Origin of the sequence: Corynebacterium sp. KPL4072 (assembly GCF_037908395.1) — a bacterium.
Classification (GTDB): Bacteria; Actinomycetota; Actinomycetes; order Mycobacteriales; family Mycobacteriaceae; genus Corynebacterium; species Corynebacterium kefirresidentii.
Map to the genome: position 1 here is coordinate 82,099 of NZ_JBBMGE010000009.1, position 15,877 is coordinate 97,975.

13 protein-coding genes are annotated in these 15,877 nt (G+C 56.8%); 7 read left to right on the forward strand and 6 right to left on the reverse strand.

The genetic code is table 11. The features are described from left to right. Positions 1–16: 16 nt before the first annotated feature. The 3 genes from rapZ (at position 17) to whiA (ending at position 3,078) form a co-directional block, all read left to right on the forward strand. Positions 17–898: an RNase adapter RapZ gene (rapZ, locus tag WMP97_RS10015; RefSeq protein WP_259824682.1), complete on the forward strand. Its 882-nt coding sequence runs from the start codon at positions 17–19 to the stop codon at positions 896–898. Positions 899–921: 23 nt separating this feature from the next. After that, a complete protein-coding gene (locus WMP97_RS10020) occupies positions 922–1,917 on the forward strand; it encodes a gluconeogenesis factor YvcK family protein (RefSeq protein ID WP_200287481.1) in 996 nt (331 codons plus the stop codon). 171 nt (positions 1,918–2,088) lie between these two features. Continuing rightward, positions 2,089–3,078, forward strand: coding sequence for a DNA-binding protein WhiA (gene whiA, locus WMP97_RS10025; protein WP_023021494.1), 990 nt, complete (start codon positions 2,089–2,091; stop codon positions 3,076–3,078). A 130-nt stretch (positions 3,079–3,208) separates the two neighbouring features. Here whiA and WMP97_RS10030 read toward each other — a convergent pair whose 3' ends face one another. Next, a complete protein-coding gene (locus WMP97_RS10030; protein WP_239204022.1) occupies positions 3,209–4,855 on the reverse strand; it encodes an L-lactate permease in 1,647 nt (548 codons plus the stop codon). A 541-nt stretch (positions 4,856–5,396) separates the two neighbouring features. Here WMP97_RS10030 and gap point away from each other — a divergent pair. The 4 genes from gap (at position 5,397) to secG (ending at position 8,978) form a co-directional block, all read left to right on the forward strand. Then, positions 5,397–6,404, forward strand: coding sequence for a type I glyceraldehyde-3-phosphate dehydrogenase (gene gap, locus WMP97_RS10035; RefSeq protein WP_239204020.1), 1,008 nt, complete (start codon positions 5,397–5,399; stop codon positions 6,402–6,404). Between the two features lie 119 nt (positions 6,405–6,523). Then, a complete protein-coding gene (locus tag WMP97_RS10040; protein WP_301715729.1) occupies positions 6,524–7,741 on the forward strand; it encodes a phosphoglycerate kinase in 1,218 nt (405 codons plus the stop codon). 37 nt (positions 7,742–7,778) lie between these two features. Beyond that, on the forward strand, positions 7,779–8,561 hold the full coding sequence (tpiA, locus tag WMP97_RS10045; protein ID WP_340440433.1) for a triose-phosphate isomerase: 783 nt from the start codon (positions 7,779–7,781) through the stop codon (positions 8,559–8,561). 183 nt (positions 8,562–8,744) lie between these two features. Beyond that, on the forward strand, positions 8,745–8,978 hold the full coding sequence (gene secG, locus WMP97_RS10050) for a preprotein translocase subunit SecG (RefSeq protein WP_005324856.1): 234 nt from the start codon (positions 8,745–8,747) through the stop codon (positions 8,976–8,978). Positions 8,979–9,129: 151 nt separating this feature from the next. Here secG and pgl read toward each other — a convergent pair whose 3' ends face one another. The 5 genes from pgl to tkt all read right to left on the reverse strand — a co-directional run bounded on the left by pgl (position 9,130) and on the right by tkt (position 15,702). After that, complete coding sequence (pgl, locus tag WMP97_RS10055) at positions 9,130–9,891, reverse strand: 6-phosphogluconolactonase (protein WP_239204016.1); 762 nt, start codon at positions 9,889–9,891, stop codon at positions 9,130–9,132. 41 nt (positions 9,892–9,932) lie between these two features. After that, positions 9,933–10,868, reverse strand: a complete 936-nt coding sequence (locus tag WMP97_RS10060; RefSeq protein ID WP_023021500.1) for a glucose-6-phosphate dehydrogenase assembly protein OpcA — start codon at positions 10,866–10,868, stop codon at positions 9,933–9,935. Between the two features lie 14 nt (positions 10,869–10,882). After that, positions 10,883–12,415 (reverse strand): glucose-6-phosphate dehydrogenase, encoded by a 1,533-nt coding sequence (gene zwf, locus WMP97_RS10065; RefSeq protein WP_023021501.1) that lies wholly within the window; start codon positions 12,413–12,415, stop codon positions 10,883–10,885. A gap of 99 nt (positions 12,416–12,514) precedes the next feature. Then, on the reverse strand, positions 12,515–13,600 hold the full coding sequence (gene tal, locus WMP97_RS10070; protein WP_340440434.1) for a transaldolase: 1,086 nt from the start codon (positions 13,598–13,600) through the stop codon (positions 12,515–12,517). 29 nt (positions 13,601–13,629) lie between these two features. Further along, entirely contained in the window at positions 13,630–15,702 is a 2,073-nt protein-coding gene (gene tkt / locus WMP97_RS10075; RefSeq protein WP_340440446.1) for a transketolase, read from the reverse strand. Between the last annotated feature and the right edge of the window lie 175 nt (positions 15,703–15,877).

The window sequence follows — 15,877 nt, forward strand, 5'->3', positions numbered from 1 at the left end:
ATCCTAAAGCGCTAGACTGAAAGTCATGACGCATTTCGAAACTCCACCCATTTTGATAACCGGCATGTCCGGCGGCGGGTTGAGTTCCGCTGCCAAAGTATTTGAGGATAAGGGCTACTATGTGGCCCATAATATTCCGCCTCGCGCCATTGTGGATCTGCTTAAGCTGTGCAACCAGGAAGAAACCCCGGTGGGTAAGGTTGCTGCCGTAACGGATGTGCGCTCGCGCATGTTTCCAGGGTCTTTGCTAGAGATTATGGAAGAACTCACGGAATTGCATATGAAGCCCACTGTGCTCTTTTTGGATGCGCGTGATGATGTGCTCATTCGTCGTTTTGATTCAGTACGGCGCACCCACCCATTGCAGGAGGGCGACACCCTCAAGGTAGGCATTCAACGCGAGCGTCAAGCAGTAGCAGACGTGCGTGCTCATGCGGACATCATTATTGACACCACCAACCTATCCATTCATGATCTCCGGCGTGCTATTGAGGCGGCGTTTGGTGAGATGCAAAATGAAAAGCAGCATGTGACCGTTGAATCCTTTGGTTTTAAAAATGGTTCACCCCGCGATGCAGACTTGGTGGTTGATGTGCGTTTCCTACCCAATCCCTATTGGGTACCAGAGCTGCGTAGATACCGTGGCACGGATGAGCCGGTTGCTCAGTATGTGCTCTCACAGCCAGCGGCACAGGAATTCGTGGATAATTTCATAAGGATGTTTTCCACCATGCTGGATGGTTACCGGCACGAAGGGAAGAATTTCATAACTTTAGGCGTGGGCTGTACGGGTGGCCATCACCGCTCCGTTGCCGTAGCAGAGGCTATTGCGGCACGGTTGCGGGACAATGACACTTTGGACGTCAGCACCTTGCACAGGGATATTGCTCGAGGCTAGAGCGCAGGAGTTTTAACGCTTTTATGACCAATCCTTCACACATGGTCTGCCTAGGAGGCGGCCATGGACTTTATCAGACTCTTTTGTCCGCCCGATTGAGCGGAGCAGGCGACATTTCCGCCATTGTTACTGTTGCAGATGATGGTGGCTCCTCCGGCCGATTGCGCCGCGAGCTAGAAATAATCCCGCCTGGAGATCTGCGCATGGCGCTAGCTGCGTTGGCTAATAGTGATCCGGTGGGTGACCTCTGGGCGCGTACCTTGCAGCACCGTTTTAGAGGCACCGGTGCAATGGCGGGGCATGCGGTGGGCAATCTAATGATTGCAGGGTTGACCGAGGTGCTCGGTGATTACCAGGCCGCGTTAGATACCATCGCAGAGCTTACTAATTCCCAGGGCCGGGTATTCCCTGTGGTCAACCAAGCCTTAGAGATTGAGGCGGAAGTAGCCGGGCTTGACGACGACCCCCGTGTCATGCGCCAAGTCCGGGGGCAGGTCGCGGTTGCCTCCACACCGGGGCAAGTCCGGCGTGTGCGTATCGTGCCGGAAAACCCCAAAGCAAATCCGGATGTCCTCGATGCCATTGAGCGCGCGGACCTAATTACTATTGGCCCGGGTTCTTGGTTTAGTTCGGTATTGCCACATACTCTCGTGCCTGAGGTCGTGGAAGCCATTTCTGCGTCTGATGCGCTGCGCGTAGTTGTTTTAAACCTTTCCGCCGAGCCGGGCGAAACGCATGGTTTTTCCGCAGAGCGCCATTTGCATGTGCTTTCTCAGCACGCCCCGGATTTGCGCATTGATCGCATTCTGGTGGACGGGGCGGCTTTGCCTACTGATAGTGAGCGCGTGTATATCCAGCGCGCCGCCCAGTCCCTTGGTGCCCGTGCCACGTTCGCGGATGTGAGCGAAGTTGATGACAATGGTCGGAGCATCAATAAACACGATCCGGAGAAGCTGTCTGCGGCACTCCTCGACCTGTATTCGGACTATCGCAACACTGGCGATCCCAACCGGAGCTGATACATCTCGGCAAAGTCCCATCGCTCGCGTCGTTCGGGTTCGGCCGACTGCGCGGTGCCTGAGCGCGCGCGGTATGATGGCAGAAATCCTTTCACCGCACCGGGCCTTGCATAGTGGCCCTGGCCTGTGCGTATATCTTGTGACTGTGAGAAAAGAAATGGGGCGAACTAGGTGACCACACCATTGACCGACCAGGTCAAAGAAGAATTGACGGCTGTCGTTGTGCCACGCCAGTCCGCTCGCGCTGCCGAACTAGCCGCGATGCTGCGATTCGCCGGCGAGCTAGATATTTCCGGCGACAACATGGCCTATGAGTTGGAATTAGAAAGCCACGCTATTGCGCGGCGCGTGATCGCTGCACTCGATGAGCTTTATGGGATTTCCGCTGATAGTCACGTAGCGGGCCCAGCAGGAACCACGAAGAAATCCCGAGTTACGGTGCGCATTTCCACCGGGGCGAAGGAACTTACGCGCCGTCTCGGCCTTATTACCCGCTCCGGCCATGCGGTAGTGGGGCTTCCTCCGCAGGTTATTTCCGGCACCGTCGCTGATAGCGAAGCAGCGTGGCGCGGAGCCTTCCTAGCCCATGGCAGCCTCACGGAGCCGGGTCGTTCTTCTGCGCTTGAAGTTACGTGCCCGTGCCAGGAGGCGGCATTGGCCCTAGTGGGTTGCGCCCGCCGCTTGGGCATTTCTGCCAAAACTAAGGAGACCCGCGGGGAAGACCGCGTCGTTGTCCGCGATGGCGATGCCATTGGGGCACTGTTGACCCGTATGGGCGCTCAGGAGACGCGATTAAGCTGGGAAAAGAAGCGCGTCAAGCGAGAGGCGCACGATACGTCCCGGCGCTTGGACAATTTCGATGATGCAAATCTCCGTCGCTCGGCTCGTGCTGCAGTCACCGCGGCGGCCCGCGTTGACCGAGCGATGGAGATCCTTGGTGATGACGTCCCCGAGCACCTTGCTGATGCAGGACGCCTGCGCGTGCAGCACCGTGAGGCCTCGCTGGAAGAATTGGGCCGCTTGGCTGAGCCTCCCATGACTAAAGATGCGGTAGCCGGGCGTATTCGCCGCTTGCTTTCTATGGCCGATAAGCGAGCGGAAGAGCTTGATATCCCCGATACTAACCAAGCGATCACCGACGACCTCTTCAAAGAGTCCTAAACGCCGCAATCACCGGCACATACACAACTCCCCGCAGCGCGGATACCTGAGCGGTAGCCGTCACTGTGGGGAGTTTTCTCTGTGATAGCTAGCTGGTGGGGAAACCAGCTAGCCAGGGAGAGCTAGATGCCTAGGGAACGAGGAATCCTAGGGCGTTGGTCATCAAGAATACGATGATGCACACAACGGCCAAGAAGACCACGGAGTAGCCCACTACGTTTTTCAGGATGACAGACTCCTTGCCTTCCATCTTTACAGCGGTGGCCGCAATAGCGAGGGACTGCGGGGAGATCATCTTGCCCACAACGCCGCCTGCGGTATTGGCGGCCAGCATGAGGTCCGGGTTCACGCTGATACGCTCGGCCGCTGCTACCTGCAGGTTGGCGAAGAGGGCATTGGCGGAGGTATCGGAGCCGGTGACCGCGGTACCAATCCAGCCCAGTACCGGAGCGAAGAGTGCGAAGATGCCGCCTGCAGAAGAGACGAACTCACCAATAGCAATCGTTTGGCCGGAGTAGTTCATCGTATAAGCCAATGCCAGCACCAGAATGATGGTGAGGGCCGAGAACTTCATGCGGCTGGCGACGTCCCCAAAAGCGCTGACCGGCTGCCCGAAGCTGAGACTGTAGCGGCCATTTTCATTAAAGAAGTGGTAGACAACCGCAACGATAATGCCCGAGAGTAGAAGGAGCGTACCTGGGTTACCAAAGACGTTGAAGCTGAAGCTGGTGTCCATGAGGTTGCCGTCGGCGTCGACAATCGCGTCATCCAGCAAAGGCCAGGCAAAGTGGAGCTTGAGGAAACCAAAGATGGCTGGGGCCGCAGTAGCAACAGCAAAGACAATAGTTACTACAGCGTAGGGAAGTAGTGCCATCCAAATGCGGCGACCATTCAGGTCGGTGGTCGACTCAGCGGCGGGCAGCTCGAGGCGCTCGCGCAGCTCCTTAACACCCTTAGGCTTCCACACTCGGAGGAAGGCAAAGGCACAGCCCAGGGAAACGATGCAGGCGATAACATTGGTGAGCTGGTAAGCAAAGAACGTTGCGGCCAGCCACTGTGCCAAGGCAAAGGAAACGCCAATCACTGCGGCTGCCGGCGCAGTTTCCTTGACGCCGCGGACACCGTCCAAAATGAAGGCGATCAGGAAAGGCACGACGGCGGCGATGATGAGCACCTGCAAAGAGATAAGTGCGGCAATATCATGGGTTTGTTCAGCGCTGCGTCCAGCGACCTCGCCAGCGGTGGTCACTGGGATACCCACCGCACCGAAAGCAACCGGGGCCGTATTAGCAATGAGCACTACGATTGCTGCACGTAGGGGCTTTACACCGAGTGCCATAATCATGGTCGCGGTAATGGCTACGGGTGCGCCGAAGCCGGCGAGGGCCTCTAGCAAGCCGCCAAAGCAAAAGGCGATAAGAATTGCTTGGATGCGAATATCGCCATCGCCTAGAAGGTCGAAGGTTTTACGAAGGTCCTCGAAGCGTCCTGAAGCGACGGTGATTTCATAAAACCAGATTGCGGTAATGATTACCCAGACAATGGGAAGTAGTCCGAAAAGGCCGCCGCGCACGGCGGAGGACAAGGCCATATCTACCGGCATAGAAAAGCCGACGATGGCGATAAGAAGGGATACTGCGAGGGCGACGGCGCCAGAAGTGTGTGCGCGCGCTTTGACGCCGAGCAGCATGATAAAGAATGCGATGAGAGGGAGAATCGCCACCAGGGCGGTAAGCCCGAGGCTGTCACCCACAGCAGAGGTATTAATTTCGAACAAGAGACGTCCTTGGGTTCTACGGTGGTCCTGCCCGTTGAAGAATAACGAGCACCTGAAGCATTCTCACGGTGACCAACGATTGCGCTGGAACAGATGTAGTGGACTGAAACGCGAATGTGAGCCAGTGAGTATTGAAAGCATATCGTGTGATGGTCGAGGCGAAAACAATTCGGTCGACTTGATTGCCATCAGGACTGAGGCTCGGAAATGTCCGACCGGACAGAGGCGGGCGTAACCCTTGAGGATATACAGTGATATATTTCACGTTAACGGTGTCAAGTCCACATAAACCCACGTGTTCGGGCGTATCCAGCGGGTTTATGGCGGAGAAATAAAAAGGATCGGGAAAGTGTACGCTCTTTTGGATAATCTGTCATCCGATAGTTCTCAAGGCTGCTAGCGCACTGCACTGTTAAAAAACGCTCGGTAGTATCGGCATTGTAAGGGAAAACGCTCGGGCGCTTCTCAAGCACCGAATATATCGAAGGGCCCGCGCACATACCCATACGCACATTTACTCGACTCTTTGAGGAGAAATACAGTGACTATCCGCGTAGGTATCAATGGCTTTGGCCGTATCGGCCGCAACTTTTTCCGTGCAGTCGCTCAGGGCGACAACAACCTCGAAGTTGTTGCAGTAAACGACCTGACCGATAACGGTACGCTGGCTAACCTGCTCAAGTACGACTCCGTACTGGGCCGCTTCGATGGCGAGATTACCCATGATGATGAATCCATTACCGTTAACGGTAACCGCATCGTGGTTACCGCGGAGAAGGACCCGAAGCAGCTCAAGTGGGGCGAATACGACGTAGACCTCGTGATCGAGTCCACCGGCCGTTTCACCAATGGCGATGACGCCAAGGCTCACCTCGAGGCTGGTGCTAAGAAGGTCATCATCTCTGCTCCGGGCAAGGAAGTAGACGCAACCTTCGTCTATGGCGTTAACTCTGACACCTACGATCCGGCAAACCACAATGTTATTTCCGCAGCATCCTGCACCACCAACTGCCTGGCGCCGATGGCAAAGGTCCTCAATGACAAGTTCGGCATCGAAAAGGGCTTGATGACCACCGTCCACGCCTACACCGGCGACCAGCGCATCCAAGACGCACCGCACAAGGATCCGCGCCGCGCCCGCGCCGCTGCTGTAAATATGGTGCCTACCTCCACCGGCGCAGCTAAGGCTGTCTCCCTGGTACTGCCTGAGCTGGAAGGCAAGCTGGATGGCTACGCCATGCGTGTTCCAGTTATCACCGGCTCCGCTACCGACCTGACGTTTACCGCTTCCCGCGACGTAACCGTTGAAGAGATTAACGCCGCCCTGAAGGAAGCTGCTGAAGGCGAGCTCAAGGACACCCTCGCTTATACCGAGGACCCGCTGGTTTCCACCGATATCGTAACCTCCCCGCACGGCTGCATTTTTGACTCCGGCATGACCAAGGTCTCCAACGGCAACCTTGTTAAGGTTCTGGGCTGGTACGACAATGAGTGGGGATACACCTCCCAGCTTGTACGTATGACTAGCCTGGTGGCAGACAAGCTCTAAACTTAGAGCTTTAATAATGAGAGTCCGGCCCCGATGCAAGCCTAAACGGCATTGTGTCGCGGTCGGTATTCTTATATCTACAGCCTTGTGAACAATCCGAATTTAAGAAGGAGAAAATAATGGCTTTCCAGACTCTGGATGATCTTCTCAAGGAAGGCGTCGAATCTCGTCACGTCCTTGTTCGTTCTGATTTCAATGTTCCCCTTGATGAAGAAGGAAACATTACTGACCCGGGTCGCATTAACGCTTCTCTTCCCACCATCAAGGCTTTGGTGGAAGGCGGCGCTAAGGTCATTCTGTCCGCGCACCTTGGCCGCCCCAAGGGAGAGGTAAACGCTAAGTACTCCTTGGCCCCAGTCGCTGAAGCTCTGTCCGAGGCTCTTGGCCAGTACGTTGCCTTGGCCGGCGATGTCACCGGCGAGGACGCTCATGAGCGTGCGAACGGGCTCAACGATGGCGATGTCATGTTGGTGGAAAATGTCCGCTTCGACCCTCGCGAGACCTCCAAGGATGAAGCGGAGCGCGGCGCATTTGCTGATGAGCTCGTTGCTTTGGCAGCCGATAATGGCGCTTTCGTCTCCGATGGCTTTGGCGTTGTCCACCGTGCCCAGGCATCTGTGTATGACGTCGCAAAGCGCCTGCCGGCTTACGCAGGCAAGCTCGTAGAAAAGGAACTCTCCGTCCTTTCCACCGTGGCCCAGAAGCCGGAGCACCCATACGTAGTAGTACTTGGCGGCGCCAAGGTCTCGGATAAGCTCGGCGTAATTGAGGCGTTAGCAGATAAGGCAGACAAGGTCATTATCGGTGGCGGCATGTGCTACACCCTTCTGGCCGCCAAGGGCTACAACGTCCAGGAGTCCCTCCTGCAAGAAGACCAGATTGATAACTGCAAGGAGCTGCTCGAACGCTTCGGTGACAAGCTGGTCCTTCCTGTGGATCTCATTGCCGCAAGCAAGTTCGCAGCGGATGCGGAACACCAGGTTGTCGAGCTCGACGGCATCCCAGAGGGCTGGATGTCCCTAGACATCGGGCCAAAGTCTGTGGAGCACTTCGCAGAGGTGCTTGCTTCTTCCAAGACCGTCTTCTGGAACGGTCCGATGGGTGTCTTCGAAATGGAGGCCTTCTCCAAGGGTACTGCGGGCGTCGCGCAGGCTATTATCGACGCCACCGAAAACAACGGCTCCTTCTCGGTTGTCGGTGGCGGCGATTCCGCGGCCTCCGTGCGCATGCTCGGCCTGGACGAGGATGGCTTTAGCCACATCTCCACCGGTGGCGGCGCCTCCCTTGAGTACCTAGAGGGCAAGGAGCTTCCGGGCGTCTCCGTCCTTGAAGCCTAAAATCTGCTGAGTCACTTGCTAAAAGAGAGGAAAAATCATGGCACGTACGCCACTTATCGCAGGTAACTGGAAGATGAACCTCGACCACGTCGAGGCTATCGGTTCCGTTCAAAAGTTTGCGTTCTCCCTGCCTAAGGACTACTACGAAAAGGTCGACGTGGCCTATATGGTCCCGTTTACCGATATTCGCACCATCCAGACGCTGGTAGAAGGCGACAAGTTGCAGATCACCTACGGCGCGCAGGACATCTCTAAGCATGAGTCTGGCGCCTTCACCGGCGAGGTATCTGGTCAAATGCTAGCCAAGCTCGGCTGCAGCTGGGTAGTCGTGGGACACTCGGAGCGCCGTCAGTATCATGGCGAGACCGATAAGCTCGTCGCAGAAAAGGCCGCCGCAGCCTTGGATAATGACATTAGCCCCATCGTGTGCGTAGGCGAGCCACTGGCCGTTCGCGAGGCCGGTACTCACGTGGACTACGTGGTTAACCAGACCCGTAATTCTTTGGCTGGCCTTAGCGCTGAGCAGCTTGCCAAGACCGTCATTGCTTATGAGCCGGTCTGGGCCATTGGTACCGGCAGGGTAGCCTCCGCAGACGACGCACAAGAGGTTTGTGCCGCCATCCGCGAGCTCGTGAAAGAGCTCGCCGGTGACGAGGTAGCGGAAGGCATTCGTATTCTCTACGGCGGTTCCGTCAAGGTTGATTCCGTTGCGGAGATCGTCAGCAAGCCAGACGTAGACGGCGGCCTCATCGGTGGCGCCTCCCTGGTGGGCGAAGAGTTTGCCAAGTTGGCTGCCAACGCAGCTAATGCCCTGAACTAACAGGAGATATCACCTGTCACAGGTTCGCGTTCGGCGCGGGTTGGAATGGTTCCGGCCCGCGCCATCGTGTACAGTGGGCCGGTGTGACTGCTTTGCTGGACGCAAAGCCTAAAAGTACGATTCCGCGCTAGTGGGTGGCAAGAGTCAACCACAAGGCGCACGTTAGAAATAAGGATTATCCTCATGGTCTTGGCACTGGAAATCATCTTGGTCATCGCAGCTATTTTGATGTCCATCTTCGTGCTGCTGCACAAAGGTAAAGGCGGCGGCCTGTCCAGCCTCTTCGGCGGTGGCGTGCAGTCGAACCTTTCCGGCTCGACCGTCGTGGAAAAGAACTTGGATCGCTACACCGTGGTGATGGTTATCATCTGGCTGGCCTGCATTGTGGGCCTAAACCTGATCCAAGCCTTCGCTTAAGCGAAAAGCCAGGATAGCGAAAGCGCCGGCACTAGCTTCCTACCACTAATTTTCCTAGGGGATCTGAAAGTGGGGAAGCGGTGCCGGCGCTTTTCGATTGGCGTCAGGCGCTAAAAGCAATGTGCCCGCACGCACACTGCGGATTGCCTGCTTATATCTCGGAAGCAGCGTCATCGGCAAGGAAGAGAACGGTTTCCTTCCTACCGTGTACGCCGGCTGCCGGCCATTCCTCGGCCGCAGCGCCCTTTACCACGTGCTTGGCCGCTTCCGACTTGGCTTCGCCGGCCACAAGGAGCCAAATGCGATCGGATTTATTGACCGCCGGAAGGGTGAGGGTAATGCGCTCGCTGGGCGGCTTTGGGGAATCGTGGACGGGAACAGCTAGTTCTTCTTGCTCCCGAATAGCGGAGGAATGCGGGAACAAGGAATTAATATGGCCCTCCTCACCCATGCCTAGTAGGTGTAGGTCGAAACCATGAGGGGCAAATTCCTTCAACTCTGGTTCATATGCGCTTGCCGCTGCTTCCATAGACACCGCGCCCAGATCAAAACCGTGAATATTTTGGTTTGGGATATCTACGTGGTTGAGCAACGCATTGCGCGCCTGGCCCTCATTAGAATCTGCGTCGGAAACGGGTACATTGCGTTCGTCGCCGAAGAAAACGTGAACACGCGACCAATCGATGCGCTGAGCAGGAAAATTTTCACCTTGCTGCTGTGCGGCGAAATCCAAACGGGCCAACTCGTGGAGAACGCCAATTCCGGCTCCGCCGCCAGTGAGGACAACACGCGCGACACCATCGTCGTGGAGGCCGCCACCCGATGCTTGGATACGCGCTACGGTATCCACGAATTTCAGTGCGGCCTGGGAGATAAGGTCATCCACATCGCTCACGCGGTGAAGAGTTACCATTATGTATCGCTATCCTTTACAAAGATTCAGATTAAAGCCGTTTACTGATTACTGTAGTCTACCTGGGCTAGTGCACGGAGCGCTTGTGCATAGGTTTTATCGGCATCCAAATGGCGCAGTTCTTCAGAAAGCACCTCAGCTTGTGAGCGCTTATTGAGGCTCACCAAGGATTCCGGCGAACCCGGAACACACACACGCACCGTGCGCTCGTCAATGACATCGACGTCTACGTGGGTTGTCTCCCGATTGAACCGCAAATGAGTCACTGGGAAGTGGTCCTCCTCGGAGTCGGCCACTGTGCGATGTACGGGAACTGCCAAGCGGTCGAGCAACCATCCAGCGGCGAAATCCGGGGCTGGGTGGCCGGCCGGACCTGCTACCTCTACCGACTTCACCGGCTCGTGGGGATGACGGTCCAAGGCGGAGGCAACGACACCGCGCCACAAGGTGATGGCAGCCCAAGACATATCGGAATCACCCGGCGTGTACCCGGCAGATAAGGTGCGAAGATCTTCGCCGGTCACGCGTCCGTCAAAGGCAACGTTAGTTATGCGGCGCTGCGCCAACTTTCCCACCGAGCTGGAGGCAGGGTCCGGTGGGCACAGAGTAGGCCACCAAGCGACCAGCGGGGTATCAGGTAGTAGCAGCGGCGTGACTACTGCTTCGTCTTGGTTTGCCAAAGCACCGTGCAACTTCATGATGACCATCTCGGAGGCACCTGCTTCGCCGCCCACGCGTAGCTGTGCATCAAGGTGGGTTTCGACCTGCGGGTCTCCCGTTACTACGACCAACACACGTGACGGGTGCTCGTGGGAGGCATCGCGCACGGAAGCGAGAATGCTTTCAAGGTCATCATCCTCACGGGCCGCCACGATTAGAGTGAGCACTCGGCCGGTAGTCAGGGTGTAATGTTCTTGCGCCTCTACTAACTTCTTGGAGATTTCACGCGTAGTGGTATTGGGCAATGGAATAATCATTGTCTGCGTCCCTCCTATGGGCGGCGCCAGGAGTGACCCCGGCGACGCAGTATTTTATCGGCGGATTCTGGTCCCCAGGTGCCAGCGCGGTACTCCTCGGGCTGTCCTGCTTCGGCCCAGTAGTCGATGATGGGGTCCAAAATCGACCAGGAAAGTTCTACCTCTTCATTGGTGGGGAATAGCGAAGACTCGTCCAAGAGGGCATCCAAGATCAATCGCTCATAGGCCTCCGGGGATTCCTCGGTAAAGGCCTCAGCGTAGGCAAAGTCCATATTGACGTCGCGCACCTCCATAGTGGAGCCGGGCACCTTGGAACCAAAGCGCATGGTGACACCCTCATCCGGCTGCACGCGGATAACGACCGCGTTTCTGCCCAGCGCATCGGTTTGACCATCGACGAATGGCTGGTTAGGAGCCGCCTTGAAAACTAGCGCAATCTCGGTCACTCTGCGGCCCAAGCGCTTGCCCGTCCGCAGGTAGAAAGGTACTCCTCCCCAGCGGCGGGAGTTGACTTCCAAGGTACAGGCAGCGTAGGTCTCCGTTGTGGATTCCGGATCGAAGCCTTCTTCCTCGCGCAACCCCTTGACAAACTCGGAGCCTTGCCACCCCGCGGAATATTGGCCGCGAGCAGTGGTCTTATTCAGAGGGTGAACGGCGTGGGTAGCGCGCAAGACCTTTACCTTTTCAGCCCGCAATTCCTCCGGCTCAAAGGACGACGGTTCTTCCATCGCGACGAGGGCCAAGAGCTGCAAAAGATGGTTTTGGATGACGTCTCGAGCTGCGCCGATGCCATCATAGTAGCCAGCGCGACCGCCTAGGCCGATGTCTTCAGCCATGGTGATTTGGACGTGATCGATATAGTGGGCATTCCACATAGGCTCAAAAATCTGATTTGCAAAGCGCAAAGCCAAGATATTTTGTACCGTTTCTTTGCCCAGATAGTGGTCGATGCGGAACACCGCGGACTCAGGAAAGACAGCGTTGACAATCTCATTGAGCTTGCGTGCAGATTCCTGGTCATGGCCGAAAGGCTTTTCAATGATGACGCGGCGCCATGAGTCTGCAACGGAGTTGGCCATGCCCACCCGCTCCAGCTGGTGGCAGATATTGGAGAAAAACTCCGGTGGAACGGAAAGGTAATATGCCCAGTTGCTGCCGGTTCCTCGCTCTCGGTCTAGCTCGCCCAAGCGGGCGGAGAGGCGATCGAAGCCGGCATCATCGAAGGAACCTTGGACAAATTCGATGCCCTGCGACAGGTGCTGCCAGACATCTTCATTAAATTCGGTGCGCGAGCCCGCCACTACAGCTGACCGAACGTAGTCACAAAATGCGACCTTGTCCCAGTCACGGCGACCATAACCCACCAGGGTAAAACCAGCGGGCAAGAGACCTCGGCTCGCTAGGTCGTAGATTGCGGGCAGTAGCTTTTTATATGCTAGGTCACCGGTAACGCCGAAGATGACCATGCCCGCGGGTCCTGCGATTCGCGGCAATCGCTTGTCGCTGGCATTGCGCAAGGGGTTGACCCAAGCGGCTGAGTCGGTCACGAAGAATCCTTCCTGAGTTTATGGGCTTTTAGCTCGCTAATATTCTAGCGGCAGAATGCCCCGCCGAATTTTCGGCGGGGCACAAGTCACACGGCTAGTTTACGCGAGTCGTTCCTCGATGGAAGCAAGTAGTTCATTCCAAGCGGCAACAAACTTTTCTACTCCCTCGCGCTCTAGCACGGCAAAGACATCGTCGAAATCAATGCCAACCTCGTTTAGCTGGGCAAAGACGCCTTCTGCCGTCTCGCGGCTGTCCGATAGGGCATCTCCGTGAAGATTGCCTTGGTCGAGAACCGCATCGATGGTCTTTTCCGGCATGGTGTTGACCGTATGCGGACCGGCCAGCTCAGATACGTACAAGGTGGCTGGGTAATCGGGATTTTTCACACCGGTCGAAGCCCACAATGGACGCTGAAGGTGGGAGCCTTCTGGCAAGTCGGCGTCGTCAAGCAAAGTGTCCTGGAAGAGGGCATAGGCGCGCTGTGCATTGGCGACGCCCGCCTTGCCCCGCAGTGCTAGGGCTTGCTCGCTGCCAATGGCCTCCAAGCGCTTGTCTACTTCGGCATCCAAACGGGAAACGAAGAAGGACGCTACGGAGTGGATAGTTGCGACGTCCTTTCCGGACTCGGCGGCACGCTTGAGACCGGTACAGAAGGCCTCGATGACAGCGCGGTAGCGTTCCACAGAGAAAATGAGGGTGACATTGACACTGATACCTTCCGCCAGGGCATCCTCAATTGCTGGGAGGGAGCCGGTGGTGGCTGGAATCTTGATCATGACATTAGGGCGATCGACCTTCGACCACAGCTCACGGGCCTGTTCGAGTGTGGCGGTAGGGTCATCCGAAATTCGCGGATCGACTTCTATGGATACACGGCCATCTGCCCCATCAGTGGAGGAGTAAATATCCGCAAAGAGGTCACACGCATTTTGAACGTCTTCAATGGCAAGGGCGTATACCGCTTCATCGGCGCTGGCCTTTGACTCCTTTAGCGTTGCCAGCTCGGCGTCGTAAGCGGTGCCATTGGTCATCGCCGCAGCGAAAATCGCTGGGTTGGTGGTCACGCCCACAATGGACTTGGTCGAAATGATTTCCTTGAGGTTGCCGGAAACGAGACGCTCGCGAGAAAGATCATCAAGCCAGGTCGAGGTTCCCAGCTGGGCAAGTTCCGAGATATGGTTCATGCTTTATCCTTATCCAGTCCTGTTAGGGGTTACTTATTCGCGGCGGCTAGGGACTCCTGTGCCGCCTCAACTACCGCTGCAGTGGTGAATCCAAACTTTTCAAAGAGCTCGCCTGCAGGAGCAGATGCGCCGTAGTGCTCAATGGAGATGCTGCGGCCAAAGGAACCGGTGTACTTATGCCATGGCATTGCAATACCGGCCTCAATAGAAACGCGCGCCTGCACCTTGCTGGGGAGCACAGATTCGCGGTAAGCGTCATCCTGCTCATCAAACCACTCGAGGCAGGGTGCGGACACAACGCGGGTCGCCGTTCCAGCTGCCTCTAGCTCCTTCGCGGCAGCGACAGCCAGCTGCACCTCAGAGCCTGTAGCAAGAAGGATGACCTCTGGTGTCTCCTTTGACTCTTCCACCAGAACATAGGCACCGCGGCGGACGCCGTCATGCGCCTTTTCCTTGGTGCCTTCCAGCACTGGTAGTCCCTGGCGGCTCAGCGCCAGGCCCTTAGGCGCGGCCTTGTACTCAAGGGCTGCCGCCCATGCCTGTGCAGTCTCGTTGGCATCCGCAGGGCGGATAACGGACAGGTTGGGAATGGCACGCAGGGCAGAAAGAGTCTCTACTGGCTGGTGGGTAGGGCCATCTTCGCCCAAACCGATGGAGTCATGGGTCCACACGTAGTAGGTATCGGTCGACATCAGGGAACCCAAGCGCACAGCCGGGTACTGGTACTCGGAGAAGATAAGGAAGGTGCCGCCGTAGACGCGGGTATTACCGTGCAGGGCAATACCGCTCATAATCGCAGACATTGCGTGCTCGCGAATACCGAAGTGCAGGTTGCGGCCATAGGGTTGAGCCGACCACATATCGGTAGTAATGGCCGCGGGGCCGAAGGAATCCGCGCCCTTGATCACGGTGTTATTAGAACCGGCAAGGTCGGCAGAACCGCCCCACATCTCCGGCAGAGAAGCAGCCAAGGCCTGGATGGCGGCTTCAGAAGCCTTGCGGGTTGCCAAAGTTTCGCCTGGTTCCCATTCCGGTAGATCAGCACTGAAGTCTTGCGGCAATTCGCGCGCATTCATGCGGTCAAAAAGTGCCTTACTCTCCGGATTAGCTGCAGCCCATGCGTCGAACTTTTCTTGCCACGCTGAGTGTTTTTCTGCGCCGCGCTCGCGCAACATGCGGGTGTGCGCAATGACCTCATCATCGATGTGGAAGCTGCGCTCCGGATCAAAGCCCAAGACTTCCTTGGTGGCAGCTACCTCGTCATCGCCCAACGCAGCACCGTGGACACCGCCGGTATTCATCTTATTCGGGGCAGGGTAGCCGATAACCGTCTTTACGCGGATGAAGGACGGACGATCGGTTTCTGCTTGAGCAGCCTTGACAGCAGCCTCAATGGCTACGACATCTTCTCCGGATTCCACCGTTTGGACGTGCCAGCCGTAGGCCTCATATCGGGCCACCACATCTTCATTGAAGGCAATATTTGTATCGTCTTCAATAGAGATTCGGTTATCGTCCCAGAAGACGATCAAGTTGCCCAGCTTTTGCGTGCCAGCCAGAGAAGAAGCCTCCGCGGTAACGCCTTCTTGTAGGTCGCCATCGGAGGCGATGGTGTAGATGTAGTGATCGAAGGGGGATTCACCAGCAGGGGCTTCTGGATCGAAAAGGCCGCGCTCCTTACGCGCCGCCATGGCCATTCCAACGGAGGACGCTAGACCTTGGCCGAGGGGGCCAGTGGTGATTTCAACACCGTCGGTGTGGTGGACCTCGGGGTGGCCTGGGGTGCGTGACCCCCACGTGCGCAGCTGCTCGAGGTCTTCCATTTCCAAGCCAAAGCCGCCCAAGTAGAGCTGGATGTACTGGGTAAGGGAAGAGTGGCCGACCGAAAGTACGAAGCGGTCGCGGCCAGCCCAGTGCACGTCAGCGGGATCGTGATTAATGACCCGCTGGTAGAGCGTGTAGGCGAGGGGAGCGAGTGACATTGCCGTGCCGGGGTGACCGGAACCGCACTTTTGTACCGCGTCGGCGGCTAGTACTCGCACGGTGTCGATAGCGCGGGTGTCAAGCTCCGACCAATCCTCCGGATAACGGCGCTCAACCATAGTTTGGAGCTCTGGGGACAACTTATCTTTCGGCACGAAAAGCCTCGCTTACGTCTAGGCAAAAAGTACTTAACTTTATTAAGTCTAGTAATTTTTTAGCCGGCGGTGCGCAATTATAGAAAGCCAGGCATAACCGGTATGCTGGCATGGCTAAGCGGTGCACGCGAGCACGCAA

What these genes read in the sequence shown, in the direction of transcription:
- WMP97_RS10020 (WP_200287481.1), top strand. Translation starts at nt 922, where the DNA reads ATGACCAATCCTTCACACATGGTCTGCCTAGGAGGCGGCCATGGACTT.
- WMP97_RS10040 (WP_301715729.1), top strand. Translation starts at nt 6,524, where the DNA reads ATGGCTTTCCAGACTCTGGATGATCTTCTCAAGGAAGGCGTCGAATCT.
- tpiA (WP_340440433.1), top strand. Translation starts at nt 7,779, where the DNA reads ATGGCACGTACGCCACTTATCGCAGGTAACTGGAAGATGAACCTCGAC.
- secG (WP_005324856.1), top strand. Translation starts at nt 8,745, where the DNA reads ATGGTCTTGGCACTGGAAATCATCTTGGTCATCGCAGCTATTTTGATG.
- pgl (WP_239204016.1), bottom strand. Translation starts at nt 9,891, where the DNA reads ATGGTAACTCTTCACCGCGTGAGCGATGTGGATGACCTTATCTCCCAG.
- WMP97_RS10060 (WP_023021500.1), bottom strand. Translation starts at nt 10,868, where the DNA reads ATGATTATTCCATTGCCCAATACCACTACGCGTGAAATCTCCAAGAAG.
- tal (WP_340440434.1), bottom strand. Translation starts at nt 13,600, where the DNA reads ATGAACCATATCTCGGAACTTGCCCAGCTGGGAACCTCGACCTGGCTT.
- tkt (WP_340440446.1), bottom strand. Translation starts at nt 15,702, where the DNA reads ATGGTTGAGCGCCGTTATCCGGAGGATTGGTCGGAGCTTGACACCCGC.